Origin of the sequence: Enterococcus eurekensis, from assembly GCF_042654605.1 — a bacterium.
In the GTDB taxonomy this organism is placed as follows: Bacteria; Bacillota; Bacilli; order Lactobacillales; family Enterococcaceae; genus Enterococcus_I; species Enterococcus_I eurekensis.
Map to the genome: position 1 here is coordinate 1 of NZ_JBHSGT010000067.1, position 23,002 is coordinate 23,002.

25 protein-coding genes and 1 other annotated feature are annotated in these 23,002 nt (G+C 37.1%); of the genes, 22 read left to right on the top strand and 3 right to left on the bottom strand.

The features are described from left to right. Positions 1 to 450 precede the first annotated feature (450 nt). From ACFO3L_RS11155 to pepV, 16 genes are all read left to right on the top strand, one after another. A complete protein-coding gene (locus ACFO3L_RS11155) occupies positions 451 to 921 on the top strand; it encodes a hypothetical protein (RefSeq protein ID WP_379967524.1) in 471 nt (156 codons plus the stop codon). A 10-nt stretch (positions 922 to 931) separates the two neighbouring features. Continuing rightward, complete coding sequence (locus tag ACFO3L_RS11160) at positions 932 to 1,270, top strand: ParB N-terminal domain-containing protein (RefSeq protein WP_379967527.1); 339 nt, start codon at positions 932 to 934, stop codon at positions 1,268 to 1,270. Positions 1,271 to 1,382: 112 nt separating this feature from the next. Then, positions 1,383 to 1,600 (top strand) — a binding site (T-box leader). Positions 1,601 to 1,648: 48 nt separating this feature from the next. Then, positions 1,649 to 2,947, top strand: a complete 1,299-nt coding sequence (hisS, locus tag ACFO3L_RS11165) for a histidine--tRNA ligase (protein WP_379967530.1) — start codon at positions 1,649 to 1,651, stop codon at positions 2,945 to 2,947. A gap of 1 nt (position 2,948) precedes the next feature. After that, a complete protein-coding gene (gene aspS / locus ACFO3L_RS11170; protein WP_379967533.1) occupies positions 2,949 to 4,718 on the top strand; it encodes an aspartate--tRNA ligase in 1,770 nt (589 codons plus the stop codon). A 128-nt stretch (positions 4,719 to 4,846) separates the two neighbouring features. Beyond that, a complete protein-coding gene (locus ACFO3L_RS11175; RefSeq protein ID WP_379967536.1) occupies positions 4,847 to 5,722 on the top strand; it encodes a YitT family protein in 876 nt (291 codons plus the stop codon). 316 nt (positions 5,723 to 6,038) lie between these two features. Next, positions 6,039 to 7,919, top strand: a complete 1,881-nt coding sequence (locus ACFO3L_RS11180; RefSeq protein ID WP_379967539.1) for an acyltransferase family protein — start codon at positions 6,039 to 6,041, stop codon at positions 7,917 to 7,919. A gap of 108 nt (positions 7,920 to 8,027) precedes the next feature. Next, on the top strand, positions 8,028 to 8,936 hold the full coding sequence (gene comGA / locus ACFO3L_RS11185) for a competence type IV pilus ATPase ComGA (protein WP_379967542.1): 909 nt from the start codon (positions 8,028 to 8,030) through the stop codon (positions 8,934 to 8,936). Beyond that, entirely contained in the window at positions 8,936 to 9,952 is a 1,017-nt protein-coding gene (comGB, locus tag ACFO3L_RS11190; RefSeq protein ID WP_379967545.1) for a competence type IV pilus assembly protein ComGB, read from the top strand. Before comGA ends, comGB begins: the two co-directional genes overlap by 1 nt. Then, entirely contained in the window at positions 9,952 to 10,236 is a 285-nt protein-coding gene (locus ACFO3L_RS11195) for a prepilin-type N-terminal cleavage/methylation domain-containing protein (protein WP_379967548.1), read from the top strand. Before comGB ends, ACFO3L_RS11195 begins: the two co-directional genes overlap by 1 nt. Continuing rightward, positions 10,236 to 10,682, top strand: coding sequence for a competence type IV pilus minor pilin ComGD (comGD, locus tag ACFO3L_RS11200; protein WP_379967551.1), 447 nt, complete (start codon positions 10,236 to 10,238; stop codon positions 10,680 to 10,682). The genes ACFO3L_RS11195 and comGD overlap by 1 nt, the downstream gene beginning before the upstream one ends. Beyond that, a complete protein-coding gene (locus tag ACFO3L_RS11205; RefSeq protein ID WP_379967554.1) occupies positions 10,654 to 10,974 on the top strand; it encodes a hypothetical protein in 321 nt (106 codons plus the stop codon). Before comGD ends, ACFO3L_RS11205 begins: the two co-directional genes overlap by 29 nt. Beyond that, positions 10,925 to 11,404 carry a competence type IV pilus minor pilin ComGF gene (comGF, locus tag ACFO3L_RS11210; protein ID WP_379967557.1) on the top strand — a complete coding sequence of 160 codons (480 nt, stop codon included), beginning with the start codon at positions 10,925 to 10,927 and terminating at the stop codon, positions 11,402 to 11,404. Before ACFO3L_RS11205 ends, comGF begins: the two co-directional genes overlap by 50 nt. Beyond that, positions 11,382 to 11,828 carry a competence type IV pilus minor pilin ComGG gene (gene comGG, locus ACFO3L_RS11215; protein WP_379967560.1) on the top strand — a complete coding sequence of 149 codons (447 nt, stop codon included), beginning with the start codon at positions 11,382 to 11,384 and terminating at the stop codon, positions 11,826 to 11,828. Before comGF ends, comGG begins: the two co-directional genes overlap by 23 nt. 217 nt (positions 11,829 to 12,045) lie before the next feature. Further along, positions 12,046 to 13,053 carry a class I SAM-dependent methyltransferase gene (locus ACFO3L_RS11220; protein ID WP_379967563.1) on the top strand — a complete coding sequence of 336 codons (1,008 nt, stop codon included), beginning with the start codon at positions 12,046 to 12,048 and terminating at the stop codon, positions 13,051 to 13,053. Between the two features lie 99 nt (positions 13,054 to 13,152). Continuing rightward, entirely contained in the window at positions 13,153 to 14,337 is a 1,185-nt protein-coding gene (locus ACFO3L_RS11225; protein WP_379967566.1) for an acetate/propionate family kinase, read from the top strand. A gap of 470 nt (positions 14,338 to 14,807) precedes the next feature. After that, positions 14,808 to 16,217 carry a dipeptidase PepV gene (gene pepV, locus ACFO3L_RS11230; RefSeq protein ID WP_379967569.1) on the top strand — a complete coding sequence of 470 codons (1,410 nt, stop codon included), beginning with the start codon at positions 14,808 to 14,810 and terminating at the stop codon, positions 16,215 to 16,217. Positions 16,218 to 16,268: 51 nt separating this feature from the next. Here pepV and ACFO3L_RS11235 read toward each other — a convergent pair whose 3' ends face one another. Further along, the gene (locus tag ACFO3L_RS11235; protein ID WP_379967572.1) at positions 16,269 to 16,613 is read right to left on the bottom strand and encodes a peptidase; all 345 of its coding nucleotides are present in this window, start codon (positions 16,611 to 16,613) and stop codon (positions 16,269 to 16,271) included. Positions 16,614 to 16,762: 149 nt separating this feature from the next. Here ACFO3L_RS11235 and pepA point away from each other — a divergent pair, with 149 nt between their 5' ends. The 5 genes from pepA to ytpR are packed head-to-tail and all read left to right on the top strand — an operon-like array spanning position 16,763 to position 19,789. Beyond that, positions 16,763 to 17,839 carry a glutamyl aminopeptidase gene (pepA, locus tag ACFO3L_RS11240; RefSeq protein WP_379967632.1) on the top strand — a complete coding sequence of 359 codons (1,077 nt, stop codon included), beginning with the start codon at positions 16,763 to 16,765 and terminating at the stop codon, positions 17,837 to 17,839. Positions 17,840 to 17,854: 15 nt separating this feature from the next. Continuing rightward, positions 17,855 to 18,175 (top strand): thioredoxin family protein, encoded by a 321-nt coding sequence (locus ACFO3L_RS11245; RefSeq protein WP_379967575.1) that lies wholly within the window; start codon positions 17,855 to 17,857, stop codon positions 18,173 to 18,175. Positions 18,176 to 18,198: 23 nt separating this feature from the next. Beyond that, positions 18,199 to 18,669, top strand: a complete 471-nt coding sequence (locus tag ACFO3L_RS11250; RefSeq protein WP_379967578.1) for a universal stress protein — start codon at positions 18,199 to 18,201, stop codon at positions 18,667 to 18,669. Between the two features lie 52 nt (positions 18,670 to 18,721). Then, positions 18,722 to 19,126: a DUF4430 domain-containing protein gene (locus ACFO3L_RS11255; RefSeq protein WP_379967581.1), complete on the top strand. Its 405-nt coding sequence runs from the start codon at positions 18,722 to 18,724 to the stop codon at positions 19,124 to 19,126. 51 nt (positions 19,127 to 19,177) lie between these two features. Continuing rightward, positions 19,178 to 19,789 (top strand): YtpR family tRNA-binding protein, encoded by a 612-nt coding sequence (gene ytpR, locus ACFO3L_RS11260; RefSeq protein WP_379967584.1) that lies wholly within the window; start codon positions 19,178 to 19,180, stop codon positions 19,787 to 19,789. A gap of 47 nt (positions 19,790 to 19,836) precedes the next feature. Here ytpR and ACFO3L_RS11265 read toward each other — a convergent pair whose 3' ends face one another. Further along, the gene (locus ACFO3L_RS11265; protein ID WP_379967587.1) at positions 19,837 to 21,123 is read right to left on the bottom strand and encodes a S1C family serine protease; all 1,287 of its coding nucleotides are present in this window, start codon (positions 21,121 to 21,123) and stop codon (positions 19,837 to 19,839) included. A gap of 349 nt (positions 21,124 to 21,472) precedes the next feature. On the opposite strand from ACFO3L_RS11265, the gene rlmH reads away from it, so the two are divergent. Next, complete coding sequence (gene rlmH, locus ACFO3L_RS11270; RefSeq protein ID WP_379967590.1) at positions 21,473 to 21,952, top strand: 23S rRNA (pseudouridine(1915)-N(3))-methyltransferase RlmH; 480 nt, start codon at positions 21,473 to 21,475, stop codon at positions 21,950 to 21,952. A 270-nt stretch (positions 21,953 to 22,222) separates the two neighbouring features. Here the strand turns inward: rlmH and ACFO3L_RS11275 are convergent, their stop codons facing one another. Next, positions 22,223 to 22,987: an APC family permease gene (locus ACFO3L_RS11275; RefSeq protein ID WP_379967593.1), complete on the bottom strand. Its 765-nt coding sequence runs from the start codon at positions 22,985 to 22,987 to the stop codon at positions 22,223 to 22,225. Positions 22,988 to 23,002: the final 15 nt, after the last annotated feature.

A 23,002-nucleotide genomic window follows, 5' to 3' on the forward strand; every position in this document is an offset into this window, starting at 1 on the left:
TAAAGAAATACGCTTGCAAGTATGTTCTGTTCCTAAGAATCTCGTGACTTCAGTCATGAGAGGTTCAAACTTATATCCACTTTGCAATGATAAAGTATGGTAATCCAGAATTGCATACAAAAATGCAACTATTTGTGAATTCGGGAACAAATCATAAATTAAGTACGATTGTAATGGTCAGTTATTATTTGATATTTTTGGCTTGCCTGTCTTATAGCGTAATCAAAAGGCATACGGCTTCTTATGTTTGGATTTGGTTGACTTGGTTTAGTTACATTTTAATCAGTTATTGGTTATCAAATAGTTCGTTCCTTTTTTTGAATTAAATAATTGTCACTAGACTAAGGAAGCTTTCTCTTTCCAGTTTTACTCATGAAAAAGTAGCGAGAAACGCTTATAATTAAGTTAGAAATAATGGAATCGATTATTCACCTGAAAGGAAGGAGCGCTATGGATAAACAAACTACTTTATTGGAATATGTCAAAGGTAAATGGACGATGGATTATTTGTATACGAATGCTTACTTAAAAAAGGAGAAGAAAACGTATCCGATTGGTTTTGCTTTATTGAACGGCGCATTAGCTTTGGTAGCGGCGAATTTACCAATTTTTCTTGTACCAGAAGCAGTCGATGTTCATCTGGGAACTTTTGGTGGGATGAATTTATCGGGGAACCAAAATGTTTTGATTTTATGGACCGTTTTGGCGGTGATCTTAGTGATTCACATGTTTGCTTTTTCATATCAACATAAACACCAACTCTTCTTTAGAGGGAAAATTAATATTCCAACGATTATCGCTATTTTATGGCTGTTTTTATTTCAAGAAAATTTGCGTTATTGGGCCAGTGCTTTATCTTTAATAACAGCGGTCTTCTATCTAGTTTTTTATTTTCAATGGCAAAGTAGCGCAAAAGAGTAGGTGAGGTTAAGTGAGGGAAATCGCCATTTCAGATTTGCAATTTAGTCAGCTTTTTTTATCAGAAGCAAAAATCAAACGGATCGAAAATTGGCTAACGAGTAAAACGCTTGAAGAGGCACCGGTTACGATTCGTTGGTTTCCGTGGTCTAAAAAACCAGTACTTTTAGATGGGCATACAAGAGTATTTGTTGCGAGTCAAAAAGGGATGACACATGTGCCTGTTCTTTTGGATGATGAAGAAATCGATGAAGCGCTTGAACAGCTGTATCAAGCTTGTACAGCGTGGTGTAACGAGCAGGAAATCAATTCGATTTCAGCTTTTTCGACGCGTATTTTATCGCAAGCGTAGTATGAAGTCGATTGGATCGGACGTTGTCAATCTTATTTAGCGAAACTTGGGTAATTGCAAGACATTCACTTGACTTTCATGGAATTTTCTTGTAATGTGTAAATACTATTAAACAAAATCGATGAAGGATCGAGTACGTACGCTTTTTTACTTATTAGAGAGAATGACCGTGGCTGAGAGTCATTTAAGAAAAAACGACCGAAAGACAATCTGGAGATGAGAGGAAGAAAAGCCTCTTCGTGTACGAGCGTTAATCGTTTGAGGAAAGTTCGTTTTTTGAGAACTTTCGAATTTTAGGTGGTACCACGTGAAGATGATTGCGTCCTTATTTCTGTAGAGAAATAAGGCGTTTTTTTTATTTTTTAAGGAGGGAAAAGTATGAGTTATCAACGTCCAAAAGGGACAGCTGACCTTTTACCAGGCGAAATTGAGAAGTGGCAATTTATTGAAGAGACGGCTCGTTTATTGTTTAGTGATTACCAATATCAAGAAATCCGCACGCCAATGTTTGAACACATCGAAGTGATTACGCGTAGTGTGGGAGATACAAGTGATATTGTAACGAAAGAAATGTATGATTTTTATGACAAAGGGGATCGTCACATTACTTTACGTCCAGAAGGTACTGCACCTGTTGTCCGTTCATTTGTTGAAAATAAGTTGTTTGGCCCAGAATATGCCAAGCCATACAAAGTTTACTATACCGGTCCAATGTTCCGTTATGAGCGTCCGCAAAAAGGTCGTTTAAGACAGTTCCATCAAATTGGGGTTGAAGCATTTGGCTCAGAAAATCCAGCAACGGATGTCGAAACAATGATGATGGCGTTGGCTTATTTTGAACAATTAGGGATGAGCGAGTTTCATTTAGTGATTAACTCATTAGGCGATCCTGAAACGCGTCAAAATTACCGCCAAGCATTAATTGATTATTTAACACCATTTAAAGACGAGTTAAGTGAAGATTCACAACGCCGCTTAAATGAAAATCCATTACGTGTTTTAGATAGTAAAGATAAACGGGATAAACAATTCGTCGCAGATGCACCATCAATTTTAGATTATTTAAGTGAACCAGCTAAAAAGCATTTTGATGAAGTCATTGCAATGCTTGATGCACTAGAAGTGCCTTACCAAATTGATAGCAATATGGTTCGCGGCTTGGATTACTATACACATACTATTTTTGAAATCATGAGCGATGCGAAAGGTTTAGGCGCACAAAATACATTATGTGCAGGCGGTCGTTATAATCAACTAGTCGCAGAACTAGGTGGACCAGAAACACCAGGCTTTGGTTTTGCGATTGGGATGGAACGTGTTTTACTTGTTCTAGAAGCAGAAGGTGTCGAGCTACCTGTTGCCCACCAATTAGATGCTTATGTGGTGAATCTTGGAGAAGAAGTCAATCTAGCCGCTTTGAAAGTCGTACAAAAAATTCGCCAAGCGGGCTTTTCAGCTGACCGCGACGTTTTAAACCGTAAAGCGAAAGCACAATTTAAAACAGCCGATAAATTAAATGCGACCCTCGTTTTAACACTAGGTGAAAGTGAACTTGAACAAGGCATGATTAACGTTAAATCGATGGCGACACGCAAAGAAATTCAAGTACCGTTAACAGCAATTTACGAAGATTTTGGTGCGGTCTATGACCAAATGACGAAAGAAGAGGGAGAATAATATGGCTAAAAGAACAGTCTACAATGGTTTAGTTTCAAAAGAGCATCGTGATCAAACCGTTGTTTTAAAAGGATGGGTCCAAAAACGTCGTGACTTAGGAGGCGTTATCTTTATTGATTTACGTGACCGTGAAGGAATCGTTCAAGTTGTTTTCAATCCAGAGCTATCAAAAGAAGCGTGGGAAATTGCGGATACTTGCCGTAGTGAATACGTGATTGAAATTAGCGGAAAAGTGATTTCACGTGCGCCAGAAGCAATCAATCCGAAAATGAAAACGGGTGAGTTTGAAGTTATGGCTGACCAAATTACGATTTTAAGTAAAGCGAAAACACCGGCTTTCCCAATCGAAGACGATGCCAATGTTGGTGACGAATCACGTATGAAATATCGTTATTTAGACTTACGTCGTCCACGTATGACACAAAATATTATGTTACGTACAAAAACAACACGTGCGATTCGCGAGTATTTAGATAGCCAAGATTATTTGGATATTGAAACACCGTATTTAGCAAAATCAACACCAGAAGGCGCGCGTGACTATTTAGTGCCATCACGTGTTCACCCAGGTCATTTTTATGCACTACCACAATCACCACAAATCTTTAAACAATTATTGATGAATGCTGGTTTTGACCGTTACTACCAAATCGTTCGATGCTTCCGTGACGAAGATTTACGTGGCGACCGCCAACCAGAATTTACACAAATTGATATTGAGACAACTTTCTTAACAGCTGAAGAAATTCAAACAATGACTGAAGAAATGTTAGTCAAAGTCATGAAAGACGTTAAAGGTATGGATATCACTTCACCATTCCCACGTTTGTCATGGCAAGATGCAATGAACCGTTTCGGTAGCGACAAACCAGATACGCGTTTTGCAATGGAATTAATTGATCTATCTGAAACCGTAAAAGACGTTGATTTCAAAGTCTTCCAAATGGCGTTATCAAATGGCGGTGTTGTAAAAGCCTTAAACGCAAAAGGAGCAGCAGCGAATTATTCACGTAAAGACATGGATAACTTAGGTACGTTTGTTTCTCAATACGGAGCAAAAGGTTTAGCTTGGTTAAAAGTTGAAGAAGATGGCTTGAAAGGCCCAATTGCTAAATTCTTGGTTGATGCAACAGAAGATATTATTGCAGCAACAAACGCTGAAGTCGGTGACCTATTAATGTTTGGAGCGGACAGCTTTGAAGTGGTTTCTGCGGCTTTAGGAGCGTTACGTTCACGCTTTGGTCAAGAATTAGGATTAATTGATGAAGAACAATTTAACTTCTTGTGGGTTATTGATTGGCCACAATTTGAATACGATACAGAAAATGGACGTTACGTTTCAGCTCACCATCCATTTACTTTACCAAGTGATGAATCCGTTGCGTTACTTGCAACCGATCCAAGTAAAGTCCACGCACAAGCTTATGATGTCGTGTTAAATGGTTATGAATTAGGCGGCGGTTCATTACGTATTCATACTCGTGAACTGCAAGAGCAAATGTTTGAAACATTAGGCTTCTCACACCGTGAAATGCAAAATCAATTCGGTTTCTTATTGGACGCTCTAGACTATGGTTTCCCTCCACACGGCGGAATTGCATTAGGTTTAGACCGCTTAGTAATGTTACTAGCTGGTGAAGATAACATTCGTGAAGTGATTGCCTTCCCTAAAAATGGTCGTGCAATGGATACAATGTCAGCAGCGCCAAGTACCGTATCACCATTACAATTATTTGAATTAGGCATTGATGTCACTGCAGAACAAGAATAATTTGATTGAGCAATTGATTCGATTGGGGAGAAATCCCTTTTCTAATTAATTGCTTGTTTTATTTTTACTAAAAGAGCGTATAATGAACATGATATAAAAAAAGAGAATAAAGCGAGGCTAATTAAAAAATGATTCGATGGTTCCAAGAGGTTCCATGGTCAAAATATGCGACCAGAATTTCAACCTCTGTTGTGTACGCAATTACCGCAGCTGTGGCGGTAAATTTTTTCTACGATTCAGGAGATATTTATTCTAGCGGTGTCACCGGGATAGCTCAAATTATCAGTAAGTTGTCCGAAAAAATAATTGGAGTAAACGTCCCGTTATCAATTGTTTTACTCTTGTTGAACGTCCCGTTATTTATACTCGGATGGTTTAAAATCAGTCCGAAATTTACAATTTATACCGGAATGACGGTTGGTTTTACATCTTTATTTATGCAAATTATGCCGAGCCAAGTTTTATCAACCGATCCAACGATTAATGCAATTTTTGGTGGGGTACTGATGGGAGCGGCTAGTGGCTATATCTTAAAGAGTAATTCATCATCTGGTGGACTCGATTTTATTACCATTTCAATCCGTCGAAAAACAGGAAAAACAATTGGTTCATTGTCGATCATATTTAACTCGTTCATTATGATTGTCGCAGGAATTCTGTTCGGTTGGCAATCGGCTTTATATAGTGCCTTAGCCATTTTTATTAGTGGAAAAGTCACAGATGCAGTTTATACGAAACAAAAGAAAATACAAGTCATGATTATTACTTCAAAAGCTGACGATGTGATTCATGCAATCCATAAAAAATTAAGACGCGGAATCACAATTATTAGTGAAGTTGAAGGCGCATTTCATCATGATCAAAAGAAAGTTTTGATTACCGTAGTCACACGATATGAACTACCTATGTTAAAACAAATTATGCACGAAAGCGATCCAAAGTCATTCGTCAGCATCTCCGACAACGTCCAAATACTCGGAAGATTCTACGAAGAAGACTTGTAAAACAAGGATGTTTTTAGGGCGCTATGAGACGAGTAATAAGCAAAGAATCGTTTGAAAGTGTTCTTTACTTTCAAAAAGATGCTCGCTTATTACCGAGTGTCAGCCCTAAAAACACTGATTCACCCAAGGGTATTTATTAGCATCTAATCACAATCTATAAATAACTCATCCAAAAAAACGTAGCCTATTGCTACGTTTTTTTATTATTTCCAGAGAATCATTTAATTTTTTCTAAAGAGCTGAAATGATTGAGATTTTTTTGGTTATTTGTGGCATGATAGAAGAGAAGAATCCGACGAGATAAGAGGGAAGTTGCATGGTGGAACAAAAGAAAAAAAGAAGATATATTACGGGCTTGGATGGTCTAAGAGCGCTAGCAGTGATTGGTGTGATTTTTTATCATTTAATACCAGGTAAAATGCGTGGGGGCTATTTAGGCGTTCCGGTTTTTTTTGTGATTTCTGGCTATTTAATTACCGATTTATTGCGGCAAGAATGGCAAGAAAATGGAAAAATCCAACTTAAAGCCTTTTATATCCGGCGAATGAAGCGGCTGTATCCGGCATTAGCGACGCTGTTAATTGGATCGGCAGCCTATATTACATTATTTCAACGTAATTTATTAGATAATTTACGAGCCGTTGTATTGAGTAGTTTGACCTATGTGAATAACTGGTGGCAAATCAATAATGGCATGTCGTACTTTGATCGATTTAATAATCAGTCACCTTTTACACATTTATGGTCATTAGCTGTTGAGGCTCAGAACTACTTAATTTGGCCAATCATTTTTATTTTATTAATGAATTTTATTCCTAAAAAACAAAATATTGTAAAGTTCTTATTTGTAGGTACGCTGATTTCTGCTCTTTTAATGGGAATTTTATACCAACCAGGTAGTGATCCGACACGGGTCTATTATGGCACCGATACACGTTTATTTTCACTATGGCTAGGGAGTCTGTTAGCCTTTTTATGGCCAACAACACATTTGAATGCCAAAATCCCCTTACAAGCCAAGCGGGTTTTAAATATCTCCGGTGGTGTTGCTTTATTCATATTAATCATTAGTTTTTTCTTTTTAGATGCAAGGTATTCTTTTGTATATTATGGAGGACTTTATCTAATTAGTGTCATGGCAATGGTTGTTGTGGCAACGATTGCTCATCCAGGGGCAAGTTGGAATCGTTGGTTAACGAACCCCGTTCTTACTTATTTAGGTAAACGAAGCTATAGTATTTATTTATATCAATTTCCCGTGATGATTTTTTATGAAGCCAAAGTTAAAAATATCGCTGAAAATGTTTGGTTGCACACGGTAATTGAACTTGTTTTAATTTTAGTTTTAAGTGAGTTATCTTATCGTTTTATTGAAAAAAATAATGTTCAGTGGACCTATACCGCCTTTAAACAATTTTTAATTCGTCTAAAAGCACCAAGCGATAATGTTAAAAAAATTCAATATATCATGACTTCAGCTATTATTTTAATCGGTCTGTTTGGGATTTTTACAGCGCCAGTCAATGTTATGACGCAAGAGCAGCGCGATTTTCAAGCATCAATTGAAAAAAATAAAAATGCGGCTAAAGATAGTTTGGATAATCCTAAAATACCAGATAAACCAATCACTGACGAAGATGGAACCAATCAGTCAACGGAATCGACAGAAGAAGTCCAGGCGATTATGGCGCGCTATCAATTGACTCAAGAGCAAGTGCTTCAAGGTGAACAACTAGAAATTACCGCTTTTGGAGACTCTGTGATGTTAGGTGCAACGTTAAATTTACAAGAAGTTTTCCCTCATATTATCGTTGATGCTAAGGTTGGTAGACAGTTGTATAATAGCGTGGAAGATTTAAAAAAATTAAAGGAACAAGGCTTATTAAAGAGCACCGTTTTACTTGGATTGGGCTCAAATGGAGCGGCGACAGAAACGCAATTTGACCAGTTGATGGCAGTTTTAGGTGATCGTCAAGTCTATTTGGTCAATGTGTGTGTGCCGACTCAACGTTGGCAAAATGAAGTCAATCGTTTACTGAAAGACATGGCGAATAAGTACGAGAATGTGACGTTAATTGACTGGTATGACACAAGTCAAGGTCAAGGCTCCTGGTTCAGGGAAGACAGTGTTCATCCGAATGAACTAGGTTTAGAGGCTTATACGACTTTAATTGCTCAGAGTATTTTAACGCAATAAAAATAAATAAATGGGAACACTTCTATCGATGGATGGGAGTGTTTTTTTTCTTTTTGAAAAAATTCGAGTCAATCTTGCGTACAGTTAATCATGAAGGGAGGATCTACTATGCGAATCGAAACGATTTCAGATGATTTAATTAGTTATGGGATTGAAGAAAAAATGCAAGATTTATATATTTATTTTTTGAATGAAAAAGCGTCCATTTATTATCGCCGCGATCAACAAATGATTCCATGTGAAAATGAGTTGAGTGTCGAAGTTGCGCAACAATTAATTGCTCGCTTTAAATATTTAGGTGAAATGGACGTCGGTGAAAAAAGAAAAGCACAACTTGGAGCAATTACCTATCCATTGCCGACTTGCCAACCGCGCTTACGTTTATCTACTGTAGGTGATTATCGTGGCAAAGAAAGTCTAGTTATTCGTTTCCTTCATGATTTCAATGAACAAAAATTAGGTTACTTCTTTCCAGACGATGCCGAGTTAATTGCTCAAAGTGTCCTTGAAAAAAATGGTCTGTATCTGTTTAGTGGTCCGACTGGTTCAGGAAAAACGACTTTCATGTATCATTTGGCACAACAAGTCAAAGGTCAAGTGATTACGATTGAAGATCCGGTTGAAATCGAACAGCCAAACTTTTTACAACTACAAACAAATGACAAAATTGAACAAAATTATGATCAATTAATTAAACTTGCACTACGTCATCGTCCAGATGTTTTAATCATTGGTGAAATTAGGGATACATTGACAGCAAAAGCGGCAATTCGAGCGGCTTTAACCGGTCATAAAGTCTTTGCGACAATTCATGCGAAAGGAGTAGAGGAAACAAAGAGTCGACTTGTTGATTTGGTAGGTGATAGTAGTGAGCTAGATCATTGTTTAATGGGTGTCATTTATCAACAATTATTTTTAACAGAAGAAATGGAAATGAAAGCCTTATTTGCCTACGAATTCTTTTTTACTAATCAGCTTAAAAAGCCATGGATGTGGCCCATTGGTGAGGATAAATGATGAAAAAAAGTCGTCGTAAAAAAGCCAAAGAACAATTGTCATTGTTTGAAATGCTTGTTTTATTACTTGAAAATGGTTTTAGTATTCAAGAAAGTGTACAAGTAATGATGCGTAGCCAACAGTTCTCTAAGGAACTATTAGCAATTGTCCAACAAGGACTCGTGCAAGGTGAGACGTTAGCCGCATGCTTTCTAATGATGGGATTTTCGCAACAAGCTGCCATGCAACTTCAACTGGCTGAAGTACATGGGAATTTAGTGGAGACGTTACAAAGTATGCTTAAAAATACCAAATTAGTCGCAAAACAACGTAGTGAGTTACAAAAAATAATGACTTATCCGTGTATTTTATTGTTCTTTTCGATGGGAATGCTATTCAGCATGCGTTGGATTTTATTGCCGCAATTGCTCGCATCAAACATGGTCCAAGCCAATCACTGGGGGATTCTTTTTTTAGAGTATAGTCCAACCATTTTTTTACTCGTTATATTATTCGTACTAGTAATAGGATTTTCTTTCTATCAATGGCTGAAACGAAAAACAGTCTTACAAAGGGCCTTATATTTGAGCCGTATACCATTTTTAGGGTCATTATATCGCTTGTATCAAACCAGCTATTTCTCGCTAGAGTGGGGGAAGTTATTTCGAGAAGGATTAGAGATGAAACAAATTTTAGAAACGTTAACGGCGCTGCCACAAGAATCCCTGATGGTCGCATTAGCTTATGAATTGAATCAAGGATTAAGAGAAGGAATTTTATTAACGGAACAGTTACCGAAGTACTCTTTTTTAACACCCGAGTTCTCATTAATCGTTTTTCAAGGAGAATTAAAAGGTCGTTTAGGAGAAGAGTTGTTAGTTTATCACCAATTATTGTTAAAGAAATTGATTCAAATAGTCGAGCAAGCGTTGAAGTGGATTCAACCAACCGTCTTTTTGTTTATTGCAGTCGTTATTATTATGATTTATGTTGCGATGTTTTTACCAATTTATGGAAATATAGGAGGCGTAGTTTAGTGAGAAAAACATTGAAAAATCAGTTACATAAAGGCTTTACTCTAGTAGAAATGATGATTGTCGTTTTAATTATTAGTATCTTAGTATTGTTATTTATCCCCAATTTAGGCCAGACGAAAGACGCGGTTGAAAAGGAAAGCGATAAGGCAATTGTTGAGACGATGCGCACAGAAATTGAGTTAGCAGAGTTTGGTGGGGATAAGTTGACTGAAGAAGAGAAGGCTGAGTTGTTTCCTGAAGGCAAGAAGAAAGATTTATTTGAAGAACACTTCAGAGGAAAATAATGAAAAGAAGTTATTTAACTACCGGTTTCACCCTCATCGAATCTCTCCTTGTTTTATCATTAGTTAGTATTATCGTCACTTTAAGTGTTGGCGTCACCAAAGAGTTAGAAAGAGAATTAGCCATTCGTCATTTTTTTACGAAACTAGACAGACATATTTTATTGAATCATCAAGCTTCGTTTGTCGAACAAGAGCGGGTGATTATGGGGCGTGAAAGTGGGAGTGGTTTAATTTATTTTAAAGTGGGTGAACAATCTTTTATTTTACCCGTTCCAGAAGAGCTGCACGTTTCTAATTTTCCACCGATGAATTTTACAATTGGAACGGGAGACAAAGGCCAGATGCGCTCGTTTTATATTACTTGGGAGGCGAAGAAAATCGACATATCGTATAATTTTTTATTTGGTAAAGGACACTATGAAAAAACAATCCGGAAAAAAACATAAAGGGTTTGTTTTATTAGAAACACTATTAGCATTTGGAATCATTAGTTTTGCTGTTTTATTTTTTTATCAAGGCGAACTCGGCTTTTTGCTTGATATTGAAAATAAGATGATTGATTCTCGGATGCATCGCGTACTTTATGAAGAAGTCGTTGAAGCACGTAGAATACAGCAAAAGACAGGGCTAGTTAATATTGAAAGAAATGGATATTATGAAGTTAGCTATCGTTTGGAGGAACTTCCTTATGCGCAAATTAGCTCGGAAAAGAAACAATTTGGTATTTACCGCAAGTAGTCTATCGGAAGGTTTTACATTAATCGAATGTCTCGTTTCGTTAACGATCATTAGTCTCTTCTTTTTAATCATTTCAGGTACGTTTCAACAAAGTCAAAAGATTCGTCAAAATGTTGAAAGTCGAGAAGAGTTAGAGTGGCAAATTTTTTTAATCCAATTTGATAAAATCGCAGAAAAGGGCACTTTTCGAAGCGTCAGTAGTACGGGACTTGTTTTTGATCGTCATGAATTACACGAAGGAAAAGTTGTCGGTTTAGCAATTAAATATAGTTCAAAAAATCAATATATTTATTTAAGTAATAATGGTGGAACAGAACCCATTTTGACCCAAGTTCAATCGTTGGTTTTTGAAAGAGTCAATCAAACGATTCTTTTTACCGTCACCTTTTTGAATGGAGATGAAAAAGTTGGTAAATGGACCATCCCATAAATATCGAGGAAGTATCTTTGTTTTAGCGATTGCCACGTTAGGGATTTTTACATTTTTATATTTAGCTCTGGCTGAGCATTATCAATTGACGGTATATGCAACCAATCGAAATACACAATATTATCAAATGGCGATCATGAAGGAATTATTTTTAGTGGAATACTTAGACATTCCTGAAAACGAACGTCCGATGAGTGGCAGCTATCAATATTCTGTCGGAACAGTCGATTTTTATAGGGAAGAGTTGAAACTGGTTATTATCACAAAAACAAAGAAGCACAAACAACGATATGAAGAAATTATCGAGACAAGTGAATCGACTCAATCAAGTGAACTTGACTTTTCAGAAAATACGAGTGGAACAACAGAAGAAAGTATACAGTTTTCAAGCGAGAGTAGTACAGTAGAATCATTGATAGATTAACATTGTGATTCTCTGTTGTAACCGCAAAACGAATTTTTGAAAAAAGAATGAAAGGAGAGTTGCTTATGTGACTTTCTTTCCATTCTTTTTGTAATTTCCGAAGATTCAATTCAAAAAAAGCTTTTCACAGGCTCAACTGGTTGCTTATTTAGGCTAAATCATATAAAATTAAACAGGAATTAAAGTTGTTATAGTGATTATTGAAAAGAGGTGCCTTATGTCAGTGGAAAGTGTCGAGTCGAGCTTTCATTTAAATTTAGAAGCCATTGAACTGTTACAAAATGCCTTAACAACTTCTTTTTTTGAAGCCTATCTTGAACAAGTAGGTAATATCTTAGATGAGTATAATGTTCAAGTAATTAGTGATGTCCCAGATACACAAACAGTTGAAAAACTAAAAACAATCTATCAAGAATTACAGTCAAAAAACCTAGAATCTGAAGAAATTCGAAAATTGGCGCAGTTGCTGCTTTTAAAAGGTACACAAAGCGAGCCGGTCCAAGCCAATCATCAATTAACTCCAGATAGTATTGGTTTTTTATTTGTGTATTTAATCGAACAATTTTACCCAAATAAAAAAGAAGCACTGTCGATTCTTGATGTAGGTGTTGGAACAGGAAATCTGTTATTTACCTTGCTAACGAATTTGAAAATGTCTGGTTATGACAGTCGTGGATTTGGAATTGATAATGATGAATTGTTAATTGAAATCGCAGCGGCTAACAATCAGTGGATTCAGGCAAACGCAACATTAATCCATCAAGATGCTTTACAACAAGAAGTACCAGAACTTGTTGATGTGGCAGTCAGCGATTTACCAATTGGTTATTATCCGATTGATAGCATTGCTTATTCTTTTGAAACGGCCTCTAAACAAGGTCATAGTTATGCCCACCATTTATTAGTAGAACAAGCAATGAAGCAAGTTCGTGAAAATGGTTTTGGACTCTTTTTATTACCAAGTAACTTTTTAGAAAGTGACCAAAGTGAATACTTTAAAAACTGGATAGGAAAATCAGCCTACTTACAAGGCATTATTCAATTACCAGATGAGTTGTTCAAAAATGAAGCATCTCATAAAAGTATTGTTATTTTACAAAATAAAGGCACAGAAGCTAAGCAAGCCGATCAAATTTTGGTAGCCCAATTAGCAAGCTTAAAAGAACCACAAAAAGTTGCGCATTTTTTCACTGAAGTAACGGCTTGGAAACAAGCAAACATCTAATTTCTGTTTAAAACAGGGGCTAGGGCATCTGTTTTTTATACTTATGTCAAAAGTTCCAATTTAAAAATATAAAATATAAATTATTGAGGAGAACAAGAAATGTCTAAAACAATTGCAATTAATGCTGGTAGTTCAAGTTTAAAATGGCAACTTTATGTTATGCCAGAAGAAACAGTAATCGCACAAGGAATCGTAGAACGTATTGGTTTAAATGATTCAATTTTTACAATCAAATATGGTGAAGGTGAAAAATACCATACAGTTGTTGATATCGAAGATCACGATGTTGCTGTTAAAATGTTACTAGACCAATTAATCGATTTAAAAATCTTAGCTTCATACGATGAAATCACAGGTGTTGGTCACCGTGTTGTTCATGGTGGAGAATTCTACGACCGTTCAGTTATCATTGATGATGAAGTTCTAAAAAACATCGAAGACTTAGCTGAATTTGCGCCATTACACAATCCAGCAAATGCAATGGGAATCAAAGCTTTCAAACAATTATTGCCTGAAATCATCAGTGTTGCTGTTTTTGATACAGCTTTCCATGCAACAATGCCAGAAGTAAACTACTTATACTCTTTACCAAGAGAATTTTACGAAGACTTCAAAGTACGTAAATATGGTTTCCACGGAACAAGCCACCGTTTTGTTGCAGAACGTGCAGCTGAAATGTTAGGTAAACCAATCGAAGAAACAAAAATTATCACTTGTCATTTAGGTAACGGTGCTTCAATTACTGCCGTTGACGGTGGTGTATCAATTGATACTTCAATGGGCTTCACGCCATTAGCAGGTGTAACAATGGGAACTCGTGCAGGTGACGTTGACGCTTCAACATTACCATTCATCATGGATAAATTAAACATTGGTATCAACGAAATGGTTGATATTTTAAACAAAAAATCAGGTTTATTAGGCTTGTCAGGTATTTCAAGTGATATGCGTGACTTAGAAGCAAATACTGATAAAAAAGAAGTACAAGTTGCTTTAGAAATTTTCAACGATCGTATCCGTAAATACATCGGTAGCTACGTAGCAGTAATGAACGGTGTTGACGCAATTGTCTTCACAGCAGGAATCGGTGAAAATGCTGCGAACGTTCGTGAAGAAATCATTAACGGTATTAGCTGGTTTGGTTGTGAAATCGACCCAGAACAAAATGCAAAACGTGGAGAAGATGTTGAAATCTCTACACCTGAGTCAAAAATTAAAGTCTTCATGATTCCAACAGATGAAGAATTAGTAATTGCTCGTGACGTTGAAGCGTTACGTGGTTAATTTGTAATCAAAAAGAGAGCCAACCTTTAATCGGTTGAGCTTTCTTTTTTTGCTAAAAGAAGTAACAATTTAAAGTGCGAATAGCCGGATAGATAAGCCAATCAAAATCGGGAGCTGTGTCGATCGATTTTGCAGATCAGAAGACACCGGCCGATTAAAACATCGGTTGTATTCATTATAAAATCGTTGATATTACTTTGACGATGCAAAGTAAATAGCTGAGAACATTCGATTAATGCTCAAAATAACTAAGCGAATGATAATTCGCAAAGAACTCTTCCTTTCAAAAAAATTGTTCGTCTTTAGTATATTGAATCAAAGAGAAAATGGGTATTGGACGAAAGAACAATCGTTAGGCTGTTGAAAACTGGAATTGATTGGATTTTACAGTCGATTTTATTACAAAATCTCCCAATTAAAAAACAAAAAGTGGTATCATAACAAGTAGAATAGTTATTGGAGGGAAATTTATGACAATCAATTGGAAACAAGAAGTTGAAGATCGTAAAGAGGATTTACTAAACGATTTAGTTGAGCTTTTAAAAGTTAAAAGTGAAAGAGAAGATGATAAAGTAACGGCAGACGCACCGTTTGGACCTGGACCGCGTGATGCGCTTTTACATATGTTGGCTTATGGCGAACGTGATGGTTTTGTTGTCAAAAACGTAGACAACTATGCTGGTCATATTGAATACGGTGATGGCGATGAGATTTTAGGTATCTTTGGTCACATGGATGTCGTACCTGCTGGCGATGGTTGGGATACTGATCCATACGTGCCTGTTATTAAAGATAACAAAATTTATGCGCGTGGTTCTTCGGATGATAAAGGTCCAAGTATGGCAGCTTATTACGGTTTAAAAATTATTAAAGAATTGGGACTACCTGTTTCTAAAAAAATCCGTTTTGTTGTTGGTTCTGACGAAGAAAGTACTTGGAAAGACATGGATTACTACTTCGAACATGAAGAGATGCCAGACTTTGGTTTTGCACCAGATGCTGAGTTTCCAATTATCAACGGTGAAAAAGGCAACGTTTCAATTGCCCCTCACTTTGAAAGTACAAATGGCGGCAGCTATGAATTACGACATTTTAAAGCAGGTTTACGCCCGAATATGGTTCCTCAAGATGCGATTGCAACGATTGTAACACCTTCAAATGAAGCAGCAACTGCTTTAAAAACAGCTTTTGAAGCTTATATAGCAGCGAATCCTATTAGTGGTACAGCTGATGTTATTGGCGAAAAAGTTGAAATTAAATTAATTGGTAAGAGTGCACATGGTGCGAATCCTCAATCAGGAATTAACGCGGCAACTTATTTAGCTGTTTTCTTACAAGACTTTGATTTTGGTGGTGGAGCGAAAAACTTTATTGCAACAGCTAGTCATGTTCATTTAGATGTTTACGGTGAAAAATTAGGTGTGGCGCACGATGACGAAAAAATGGGTAAACTAACCATGAATGCTGGTTTATTCGAATTTACGGCAGGTGAAGAAGGCGCGTACATGAACTTCAACTTCCGTTACCCACAAGGTACAGACAAAGAAACATTGGCTGCTGGTATTGAGCAATCAATCGGTCAATACGTGGCTAAATTAGATGTCGAAGAAAAACATTCAGGCCCCCACTATGTACCAATGGAAGATCCATTAGTTTCAACATTATTGGCTGTTTACGAAGAACATACTGGTGAAAAAGGTTATGAACAGATTATCGGTGGCGGTACATACGGTCGTCTATTAAAACGCGGTGTAGCTTTTGGAGCGATGTTCCCAGGCTTTACCGATACGATGCACCAAGCCAATGAATTTATAAGTTTAGATGATTTATTCCGTGCGGCAGTTATTTATGCAGACGCAATCTATCGTTTAGCACGTTAATAACAAAAAAGAGGTTAGGGAAAATTTCCTTAACCTCTTTTTTCGTCTGTTTTATTGTGATTCTAATTGTGTGATATTTAAAATAGCGCCAGAATCGGCATCGGCTAAAAATTCATAGACGACTAATTTATCGCCTTCATAACGAACAATCCCGCCGTTATAAGCTTTTGATTCTTGAACAATATGATCGATAAAGACAGGTTCGTGCTCAATCCAAGAGCCTTCAATCGGACCTTCAGCAAGGAACCCTTTTTTAATGTTTAGTAAAATTTGATCGGGTTTAACGGTTTGATGTTTTTTTACCCAGAGCGTACCGTAAATTCCAACGGCTGCACCGATACTTGCGCCAATTACAAGACCAGCTTTTAAAGGTGAAAAGTGACGTTCTTTAGACATAGACAACTTCTCCTTACTTTTTCTATTTGTTTCCATTTTACCATAGACTCAAAAAAACCAATAAGAAAACACCAAATTAAATGAAAATTGAGTTATAATATAAGAAATAGTTTAAGGAGGCGAATGTTTGATCTCGATCAAACGATATGATGAACGAAAAAACATTTCAACGAATTAAGGAATTAACGGAACTTCAAGGAACAAGCGGATTTGAACATGAAGTTCGTGATTATATGCGTACAGCGATGACGCCATTAGTCGATCGTGTAGAACAAGATGGCTTAGGTGGAATCTTTGGGATTCGCGAACATGCGCAACAAGACGCCCCAAGAATTATGGTAGCAGCACATATGGATGAGGTTGGTTTTATGGTGACACATATTACTGACCGTGGTTTATTTAAAGTAACACCTTTAGGCGGTTGGAATCCTTATGTTGTTTCAGCACAACGTTACACATTGCAAACATCTAAAGGCAAATACACTTGTATCTCATCTTCAGTACCGCCACATTTAATGCGTGGTGGTGCAGCTCAAAAAGGCGTCGAAGTAACAGATATTTTATTTGATGCTGGTTTTGAATCAAAAGAAGAAGCATTAGAATATGGCGTGCGCCCAGGTGACACAGTTGTACCATTTGTCGAAACAATTAAAACAGCCAATGGTAAAAATATTATTTCAAAAGCATGGGATAACCGTTACGGCTGTACATTAGTATTAGAAGCTTTAGAAGCGTTACAAAACGAGCAATTGAACCATACCTTAATTGCCGGCGCAAACGTACAAGAAGAAGTCGGTTTACGTGGTTCACGTCCGTCCGTAACAAAATTCAAACCCGATTTATTCTTTGCGGTGGATTGTTCACCAGCCGATGACACCTTAACTAAAAATGGTACTTTTGGTCATTTAGGTGAAGGAACATTACTACGTATTTTTGATCCAGGTTTAATTATGTTACCAGCGATGAAAGAATTCTTATTAGATACAGCAGAAACACACAATATTCCATATCAATACTTTGTTTCAAAAGGTGGAACGGATGCAGGTGCGGCTCACATGGCTAACGAAGGCATTCCAAGTACAGTCATTGGTGTAGCGGGTCGTTATATCCATACACACCAAACGATGTTTAACATTAAAGATTTTGAAGCAGCGCGTGAAATGTTGATTCAAATCCTTAAAGGTCTAGACAAATCAACAATTGACACCATTATTGCTGGAAAATAGGAGACACAGAATTTAATGATTATTCCAAAAGATTTAGAAGAATTAGCAACATATGTTGAAAAAGGGCAAAATATCTTTTTCTTTACTGCTGAATGGTGCGGAGATTGCCGTTATATTAAGCCAATGATGCCAGAATTAAAAGCAGAATTTCCCGAATATCAATGGATTGAAGTTGATCGCGATGCATTTATCGACGTGTGTGTTAAGTGGGGGATTTTTGGTATTCCGAGCTTTGTGGTGATAAAAGAGGGTCAAGAAATCGGCCGTCTAGTTAATAAAAACCGTAAAACAAAAGAAGAGATTGCGACATTTATCCGTAGCTTATCAGCGAACTAATCATAATTAGGAGCGTGAATAAAATGGAACAGACCTACAAGAAAATATTAGTTGGTGTCGATGGATCAGAACAAGCAATGGAAGCTTTTCGTAAAGCTGTTGAAGTTGCAAGAAGAAATGAAGGAGAAGTAATCGTAACGAACGTTATTGAGCAACAAATGACGACGGCTTTAACGGTTGCCCCTTTAGGAAATGAATACATTGAAGAGCAAATGGCCCATGGCAATGAGATATTAGAACGTTGTCGGTTATATGCAGAATCGGTTAATTTTTCAAAAATAACCAAAGATTTAACTTTTGGACAAGCAAAAAGTGTTCTAGCAATTGAACTACCTAAAAAACATAATATTGATTTGATTATGGTTGGTCAGTCTGGGTTAAATCGAGTAGAAGCTATGATGGTTGGTAGTGTTGCCAGTTATGTTATTCGCAAAGCACCATGTGATGTGTTAGTTGTTACTCCAACAGAAAAACAAGAAGAAACAGAAAAATAAACAAACAAAAAAGTCGAGTCTATCGGCTTTTTTGTTGGAAAAGAGACGATTGATGACAAAGATGAAATTATTATTTTTGACCGTGTTAGGACTTGTAACGATTAGTGGCTGTGCCGCACCATCAGCAACACCAGAATCAACGACAATTGAAAGTACGATTAGCTCAAGCGTTTCTCAGCAAGTAGCTACGATTACACTGAAGATTGATGGCGAAGAAATTGAAACAAAAGAAGTAACGTTTGACGAAGGCGATGTTTTATACGACATTATGGCTGCTAATTTTACGATAGAAGCGAATGATGGTTTTATTACAAGTATTGATGGTCACAAACAAGACGAAGCTGCTGGGAAATATTGGATGTACGATATCAATGATGAGATGGCTTTAAAAGGCGCTCAGGAATTAACCCTTAAATCAGGTGATGCGGTTTTATTTAAACTAGAAGAGATGAAATAATCGTTGAATTCTGATACAATGAGCAAGGAAAATGATTAGGAGGAAGAAGTTTTGATTTTTGCATATAACCCAAAACATGTGAGTGATACTTTAATGGTGATTACCGCAGACGATAAGAGTATGAAACAAGCAACTGAGCGTAAAGGAAATATCGCGCGTTTAACAACAGAAGATGGTCGTGTGATTGGTTGGAATTTCTTTGATATTTCAAATGAAATGACAATTGAAGGCGTTGGACAAGTTCAGTTAACAGACGAACAATTTGCCCAATTAAATGAATTGGTTCAAAAAGCTGGTTTTGAAGATGTTTTAGAAAAAGATAACACACCAAAATTTGTTGTCGGACTTGTGAAAACCTGTGTCCCTCATGAAGACAGCGATCACTTATCAGTGACTGAAATTGAAGTTGATAATGGTGAAGTTTTACAAATTGTCTGTGGCGCAGCGAACATCCGTAAAGGATTAAAAGTTGTTGTCGCAAAACCAGGTGCAATGATGCCTGATGGTTTATTAATTTGGCCAGGTGAATTACGTGGTGTAGAAAGCTTTGGTATGGTTTGTTCGGCTAAAGAATTAAACTTAGCCAATGCACCAATGAAACGTGGTATTTTAGAATTACCACAAGATGCGGTTGTCGGCTCAGCCTTTGCAATCGGACAATAAGAATAAAAAGGAAATGCTTCTCAAAGTGGAGGCATTTCCTTTTTTTCTTATTGATTTGGTTGTAGTTGTTCTTGTTGCTCTTGTTGTAAAATTGATTGGTCAACGGTTAATTCTACCGTTACAGTCTGTTCTTCATCCCCACGGAAGAAAGTAATCTCCATTGAATCGCCAATTTTTTTCTTGTAGAGAGCAGCACGTAATTCTGTACTATTCGTTACTTTTTCACCATCAATTTTAGTAATGACATCGTATTGTTGCAGACCCGCTTTTTCAGCAGGAGTTGCACCAGCAACCATCCGAATTACCACACCGCTATCGACAGATTCAGGTAATTTTAGAATTTCACGTTGTTGTTGAACTGAAATGTTTGATAGATCGATCATCGTTACACCAAGTGCAGGACGAATCACACGACCATTGTCTTCTAATTGTTTAATCACTTCGACAACATCATTACTTGGAATGGCAAATCCCATCCCTTCAACGCTCACACCGGAACCTGCAGAGCTAGCAATTTTACTAGAGTTGATACCAATGACTTGGCCGGCGATATTAATTAATGCACCACCAGAGTTACCAGGGTTAATGGCAGCATCGGTTTGAATCGCATTGATACTTACGAGCTCACCAGCTTCATTTGTACTTTGAACAGGACGGTTTAGAGAAGAAACAATCCCTTGAGTGACAGAGTTGGCATATTGAGAACCAAGAGGGGAGCCAATCGCAATCGCAGGTTCTCCAACATTTAATGATTCAGAATCACCAAAAGTCGCAACATTTTTGATATTTTCTGAAGAAATTTTTAAAACAGCTAAGTCAGTAAAGGCATCCGTTCCGACAAGTTCTGCTTGAACCTTTGAACCGTCTTGTAACATGACTTCAAGCCCTTTTTGACCTTCAACTACGTGATTATTCGTAACGACATAGGCATCCTTACCATCTTTTTTATAAATGACACCACTACCTTCAGAAGCAATCTGTAGTGTATTGTCATTAGCATTGCCAGAATTGCCAAAAATATCTTCTAAAGAATTAGATTGTGTTGATTGTAAGTTGATAACTGAAACAACCGCATCTTGAACTTTCTTAACTGCCTCAGTGACATCACTTGTAGCATTTACCTTGATGTTACTAACTTCTGTTTGTGTATTGGAACCAGAATTTGTCGTTTCAGTGGTTTGATTACCACTACCTGAGTTATTGAACAACGTTCCTGAAAAATTATAGAAACTACCTACGGCAAGTATTCCCCCAAAAACACCGCCGACAAGTCCGATACCAAACTTCTTGAAAAAACCATTTTTATGATTTTGGGTCTCATCGTTTCTTGACATAAGAATTCCTCCTTGTTGATTAACTATCTATAGTATAATATTACTTTCAAGGATTAGTCTACTAATAGAATTTGAATAAATTATGAAAAAGCTGCGCTAAAAAAAATGAAAAATAATGAAAAAAAACAGAATAAGTACAAGATAAAAAACAGGATAACTCTGTGAGTAAGTAAGATATAAGTTATACACATGGGTGTGGATAATGTGCAAAAGTCGAAAGAAACACATGTTCTTATGTAGAAAGCTTTAAAAATAGGCATTTATCTGCTGATAAATGTGGATAACCCTGTGTATAGTGTGTATAACATTGTTAAAAACTTTAGTGAAAAAGAAAGAATAAGGTGAAAAAGTGAATATAAAAATTATAAGTGTTGGAAAATTAAAGGAAAAATACCTCGTCCAAGGGATAAATGAGTACGTAAAACGACTCGGAGCCTATGCTAAAATCGAACTAGTAGAAGTCGCCGATGAAAAAGCACCTGAAAACTTAAGTGATTTAGAAATGCTGCAAGTCAAAGAAAAAGAAGCCGAACGCATCTTAGCCAAAATCAAAGAACAGGAATACGTCTTTGCTTTAGTTATCAACGGCACCAATCCAACAAGTGAAGCCTTCGCCAAACAAATCGATCAACTTGGAATCCGAGGAAAAAGCCAACTTGTCTTTGTGATTGGCGGTTCATTAGGTTTAAGCGATAGCGTCTTAAAACGCAGCAATACCCAAATTTCATTCGGAAAGATGACCTATCCCCATCAGTTAATGCGCTTGATATTAGTAGAACAAGTGTATCGAGCATTCCGGATAAATCGGGGAGAGCCTTATCACAAGTGATAAGATTCTTATTTTTAAAAATTGTACTTATATAAATCAAAGAGAGAAATCCTGTAGTCTGAATCATTTATGTACAGATAAAGCAGGTTGTAGACGAAATGAACGAACAGATAGAGGCGAATCAGAAACCATGGGAAATGGAGTTAAATGGCTTAGATGGAAAAATTAAAGAAATGGCAAGAGTTAATCAAATCCTGTTGTGGCTAATATTTGTGATAATAAAACGGCCAGCATGGCAGTCGTTCCTGTAATTATAATGATAGTTAGCACTCAAGGTGTGGTCATTACTGTAGCACTAGAGAAGAGAGGCGTATTGCTAGCACTCATTCCAGCTGCTCCAATCGCACCTAAGGCAACTAAAGCAATCAAGCTGTATAGGATGATTGAACTAATTAGTGTAATGATAATGGCGCGAGGAATCGTTGTTTGAGGTTCTTTAACTTCTTCGCCTAAGGTAGCAATACGAGCGTAACCAGTAAAAGCAAAAAAGAGAACGCCGCTAGCTTCTGCAATTCCTTTCAAACCGAAGGGAGCAAAAGGTTGAAGATTGTCAAGATTAAATACAGCGACTCCTGAAATAATGAAATAGAATAGCGAGCTGATTGTTATCGTGGTAATCACTCGATTTAACATCCCGGCTTTCTTGATTCCTGCAAGATTTGCTGTAATTAATAAAACTAAAGCAATGGTTGCTGTCCATCGTATATCTAGAGTGGGAAAAAAACGTTGCATATAAGAGCCAAACCCTAACCCAACGACTCCGCCAGCAGCCAACTTACTGATTAAAAACATCCATCCTGCTGAAAAACCAGCTAAAGGATGAATCATTTCATAACCATATTCATAGGTACCTCCAGCATTAGGGAAACGAGCCGCCAGTTGGGCTGAACTCAACCCATTAAAACTTGCAGCCATTCCAGCGATAAAGAGAGAAACTAACAAAGCAGGACCAGCGATGCCAGCCGCAACACCTGAGACCACAAAAATGCCCGCACCGATCACAGCACCTAAACCAATTGTGATGGCATCAACCAATCCAAGTTGCCGTTT

Bases quoted from the DNA above. Each gene is read 5' to 3' on its own strand.
- ACFO3L_RS11155 (WP_379967524.1), top strand. From the start codon at position 451: ATGGATAAACAAACTACTTTATTGGAATATGTCAAAGGTAAATGGACG.
- hisS (WP_379967530.1), top strand. From the start codon at position 1,649: ATGAGTTATCAACGTCCAAAAGGGACAGCTGACCTTTTACCAGGCGAA.
- aspS (WP_379967533.1), top strand. From the start codon at position 2,949: ATGGCTAAAAGAACAGTCTACAATGGTTTAGTTTCAAAAGAGCATCGT.
- ACFO3L_RS11175 (WP_379967536.1), top strand. From the start codon at position 4,847: ATGATTCGATGGTTCCAAGAGGTTCCATGGTCAAAATATGCGACCAGA.
- ACFO3L_RS11180 (WP_379967539.1), top strand. From the start codon at position 6,039: ATGGTGGAACAAAAGAAAAAAAGAAGATATATTACGGGCTTGGATGGT.
- comGA (WP_379967542.1), top strand. From the start codon at position 8,028: ATGCGAATCGAAACGATTTCAGATGATTTAATTAGTTATGGGATTGAA.
- comGB (WP_379967545.1), top strand. From the start codon at position 8,936: ATGAAAAAAAGTCGTCGTAAAAAAGCCAAAGAACAATTGTCATTGTTT.
- comGD (WP_379967551.1), top strand. From the start codon at position 10,236: ATGAAAAGAAGTTATTTAACTACCGGTTTCACCCTCATCGAATCTCTC.
- ACFO3L_RS11205 (WP_379967554.1), top strand. From the start codon at position 10,654: ATGAAAAAACAATCCGGAAAAAAACATAAAGGGTTTGTTTTATTAGAA.
- comGF (WP_379967557.1), top strand. From the start codon at position 10,925: ATGCGCAAATTAGCTCGGAAAAGAAACAATTTGGTATTTACCGCAAGT.
- ACFO3L_RS11220 (WP_379967563.1), top strand. From the start codon at position 12,046: ATGTCAGTGGAAAGTGTCGAGTCGAGCTTTCATTTAAATTTAGAAGCC.
- ACFO3L_RS11225 (WP_379967566.1), top strand. From the start codon at position 13,153: ATGTCTAAAACAATTGCAATTAATGCTGGTAGTTCAAGTTTAAAATGG.
- pepV (WP_379967569.1), top strand. From the start codon at position 14,808: ATGACAATCAATTGGAAACAAGAAGTTGAAGATCGTAAAGAGGATTTA.
- ACFO3L_RS11235 (WP_379967572.1), bottom strand. From the start codon at position 16,613: ATGTCTAAAGAACGTCACTTTTCACCTTTAAAAGCTGGTCTTGTAATT.
- pepA (WP_379967632.1), top strand. From the start codon at position 16,763: ATGAACGAAAAAACATTTCAACGAATTAAGGAATTAACGGAACTTCAA.
- ACFO3L_RS11245 (WP_379967575.1), top strand. From the start codon at position 17,855: ATGATTATTCCAAAAGATTTAGAAGAATTAGCAACATATGTTGAAAAA.
- ACFO3L_RS11250 (WP_379967578.1), top strand. From the start codon at position 18,199: ATGGAACAGACCTACAAGAAAATATTAGTTGGTGTCGATGGATCAGAA.
- ACFO3L_RS11255 (WP_379967581.1), top strand. From the start codon at position 18,722: ATGACAAAGATGAAATTATTATTTTTGACCGTGTTAGGACTTGTAACG.
- ACFO3L_RS11265 (WP_379967587.1), bottom strand. From the start codon at position 21,123: ATGTCAAGAAACGATGAGACCCAAAATCATAAAAATGGTTTTTTCAAG.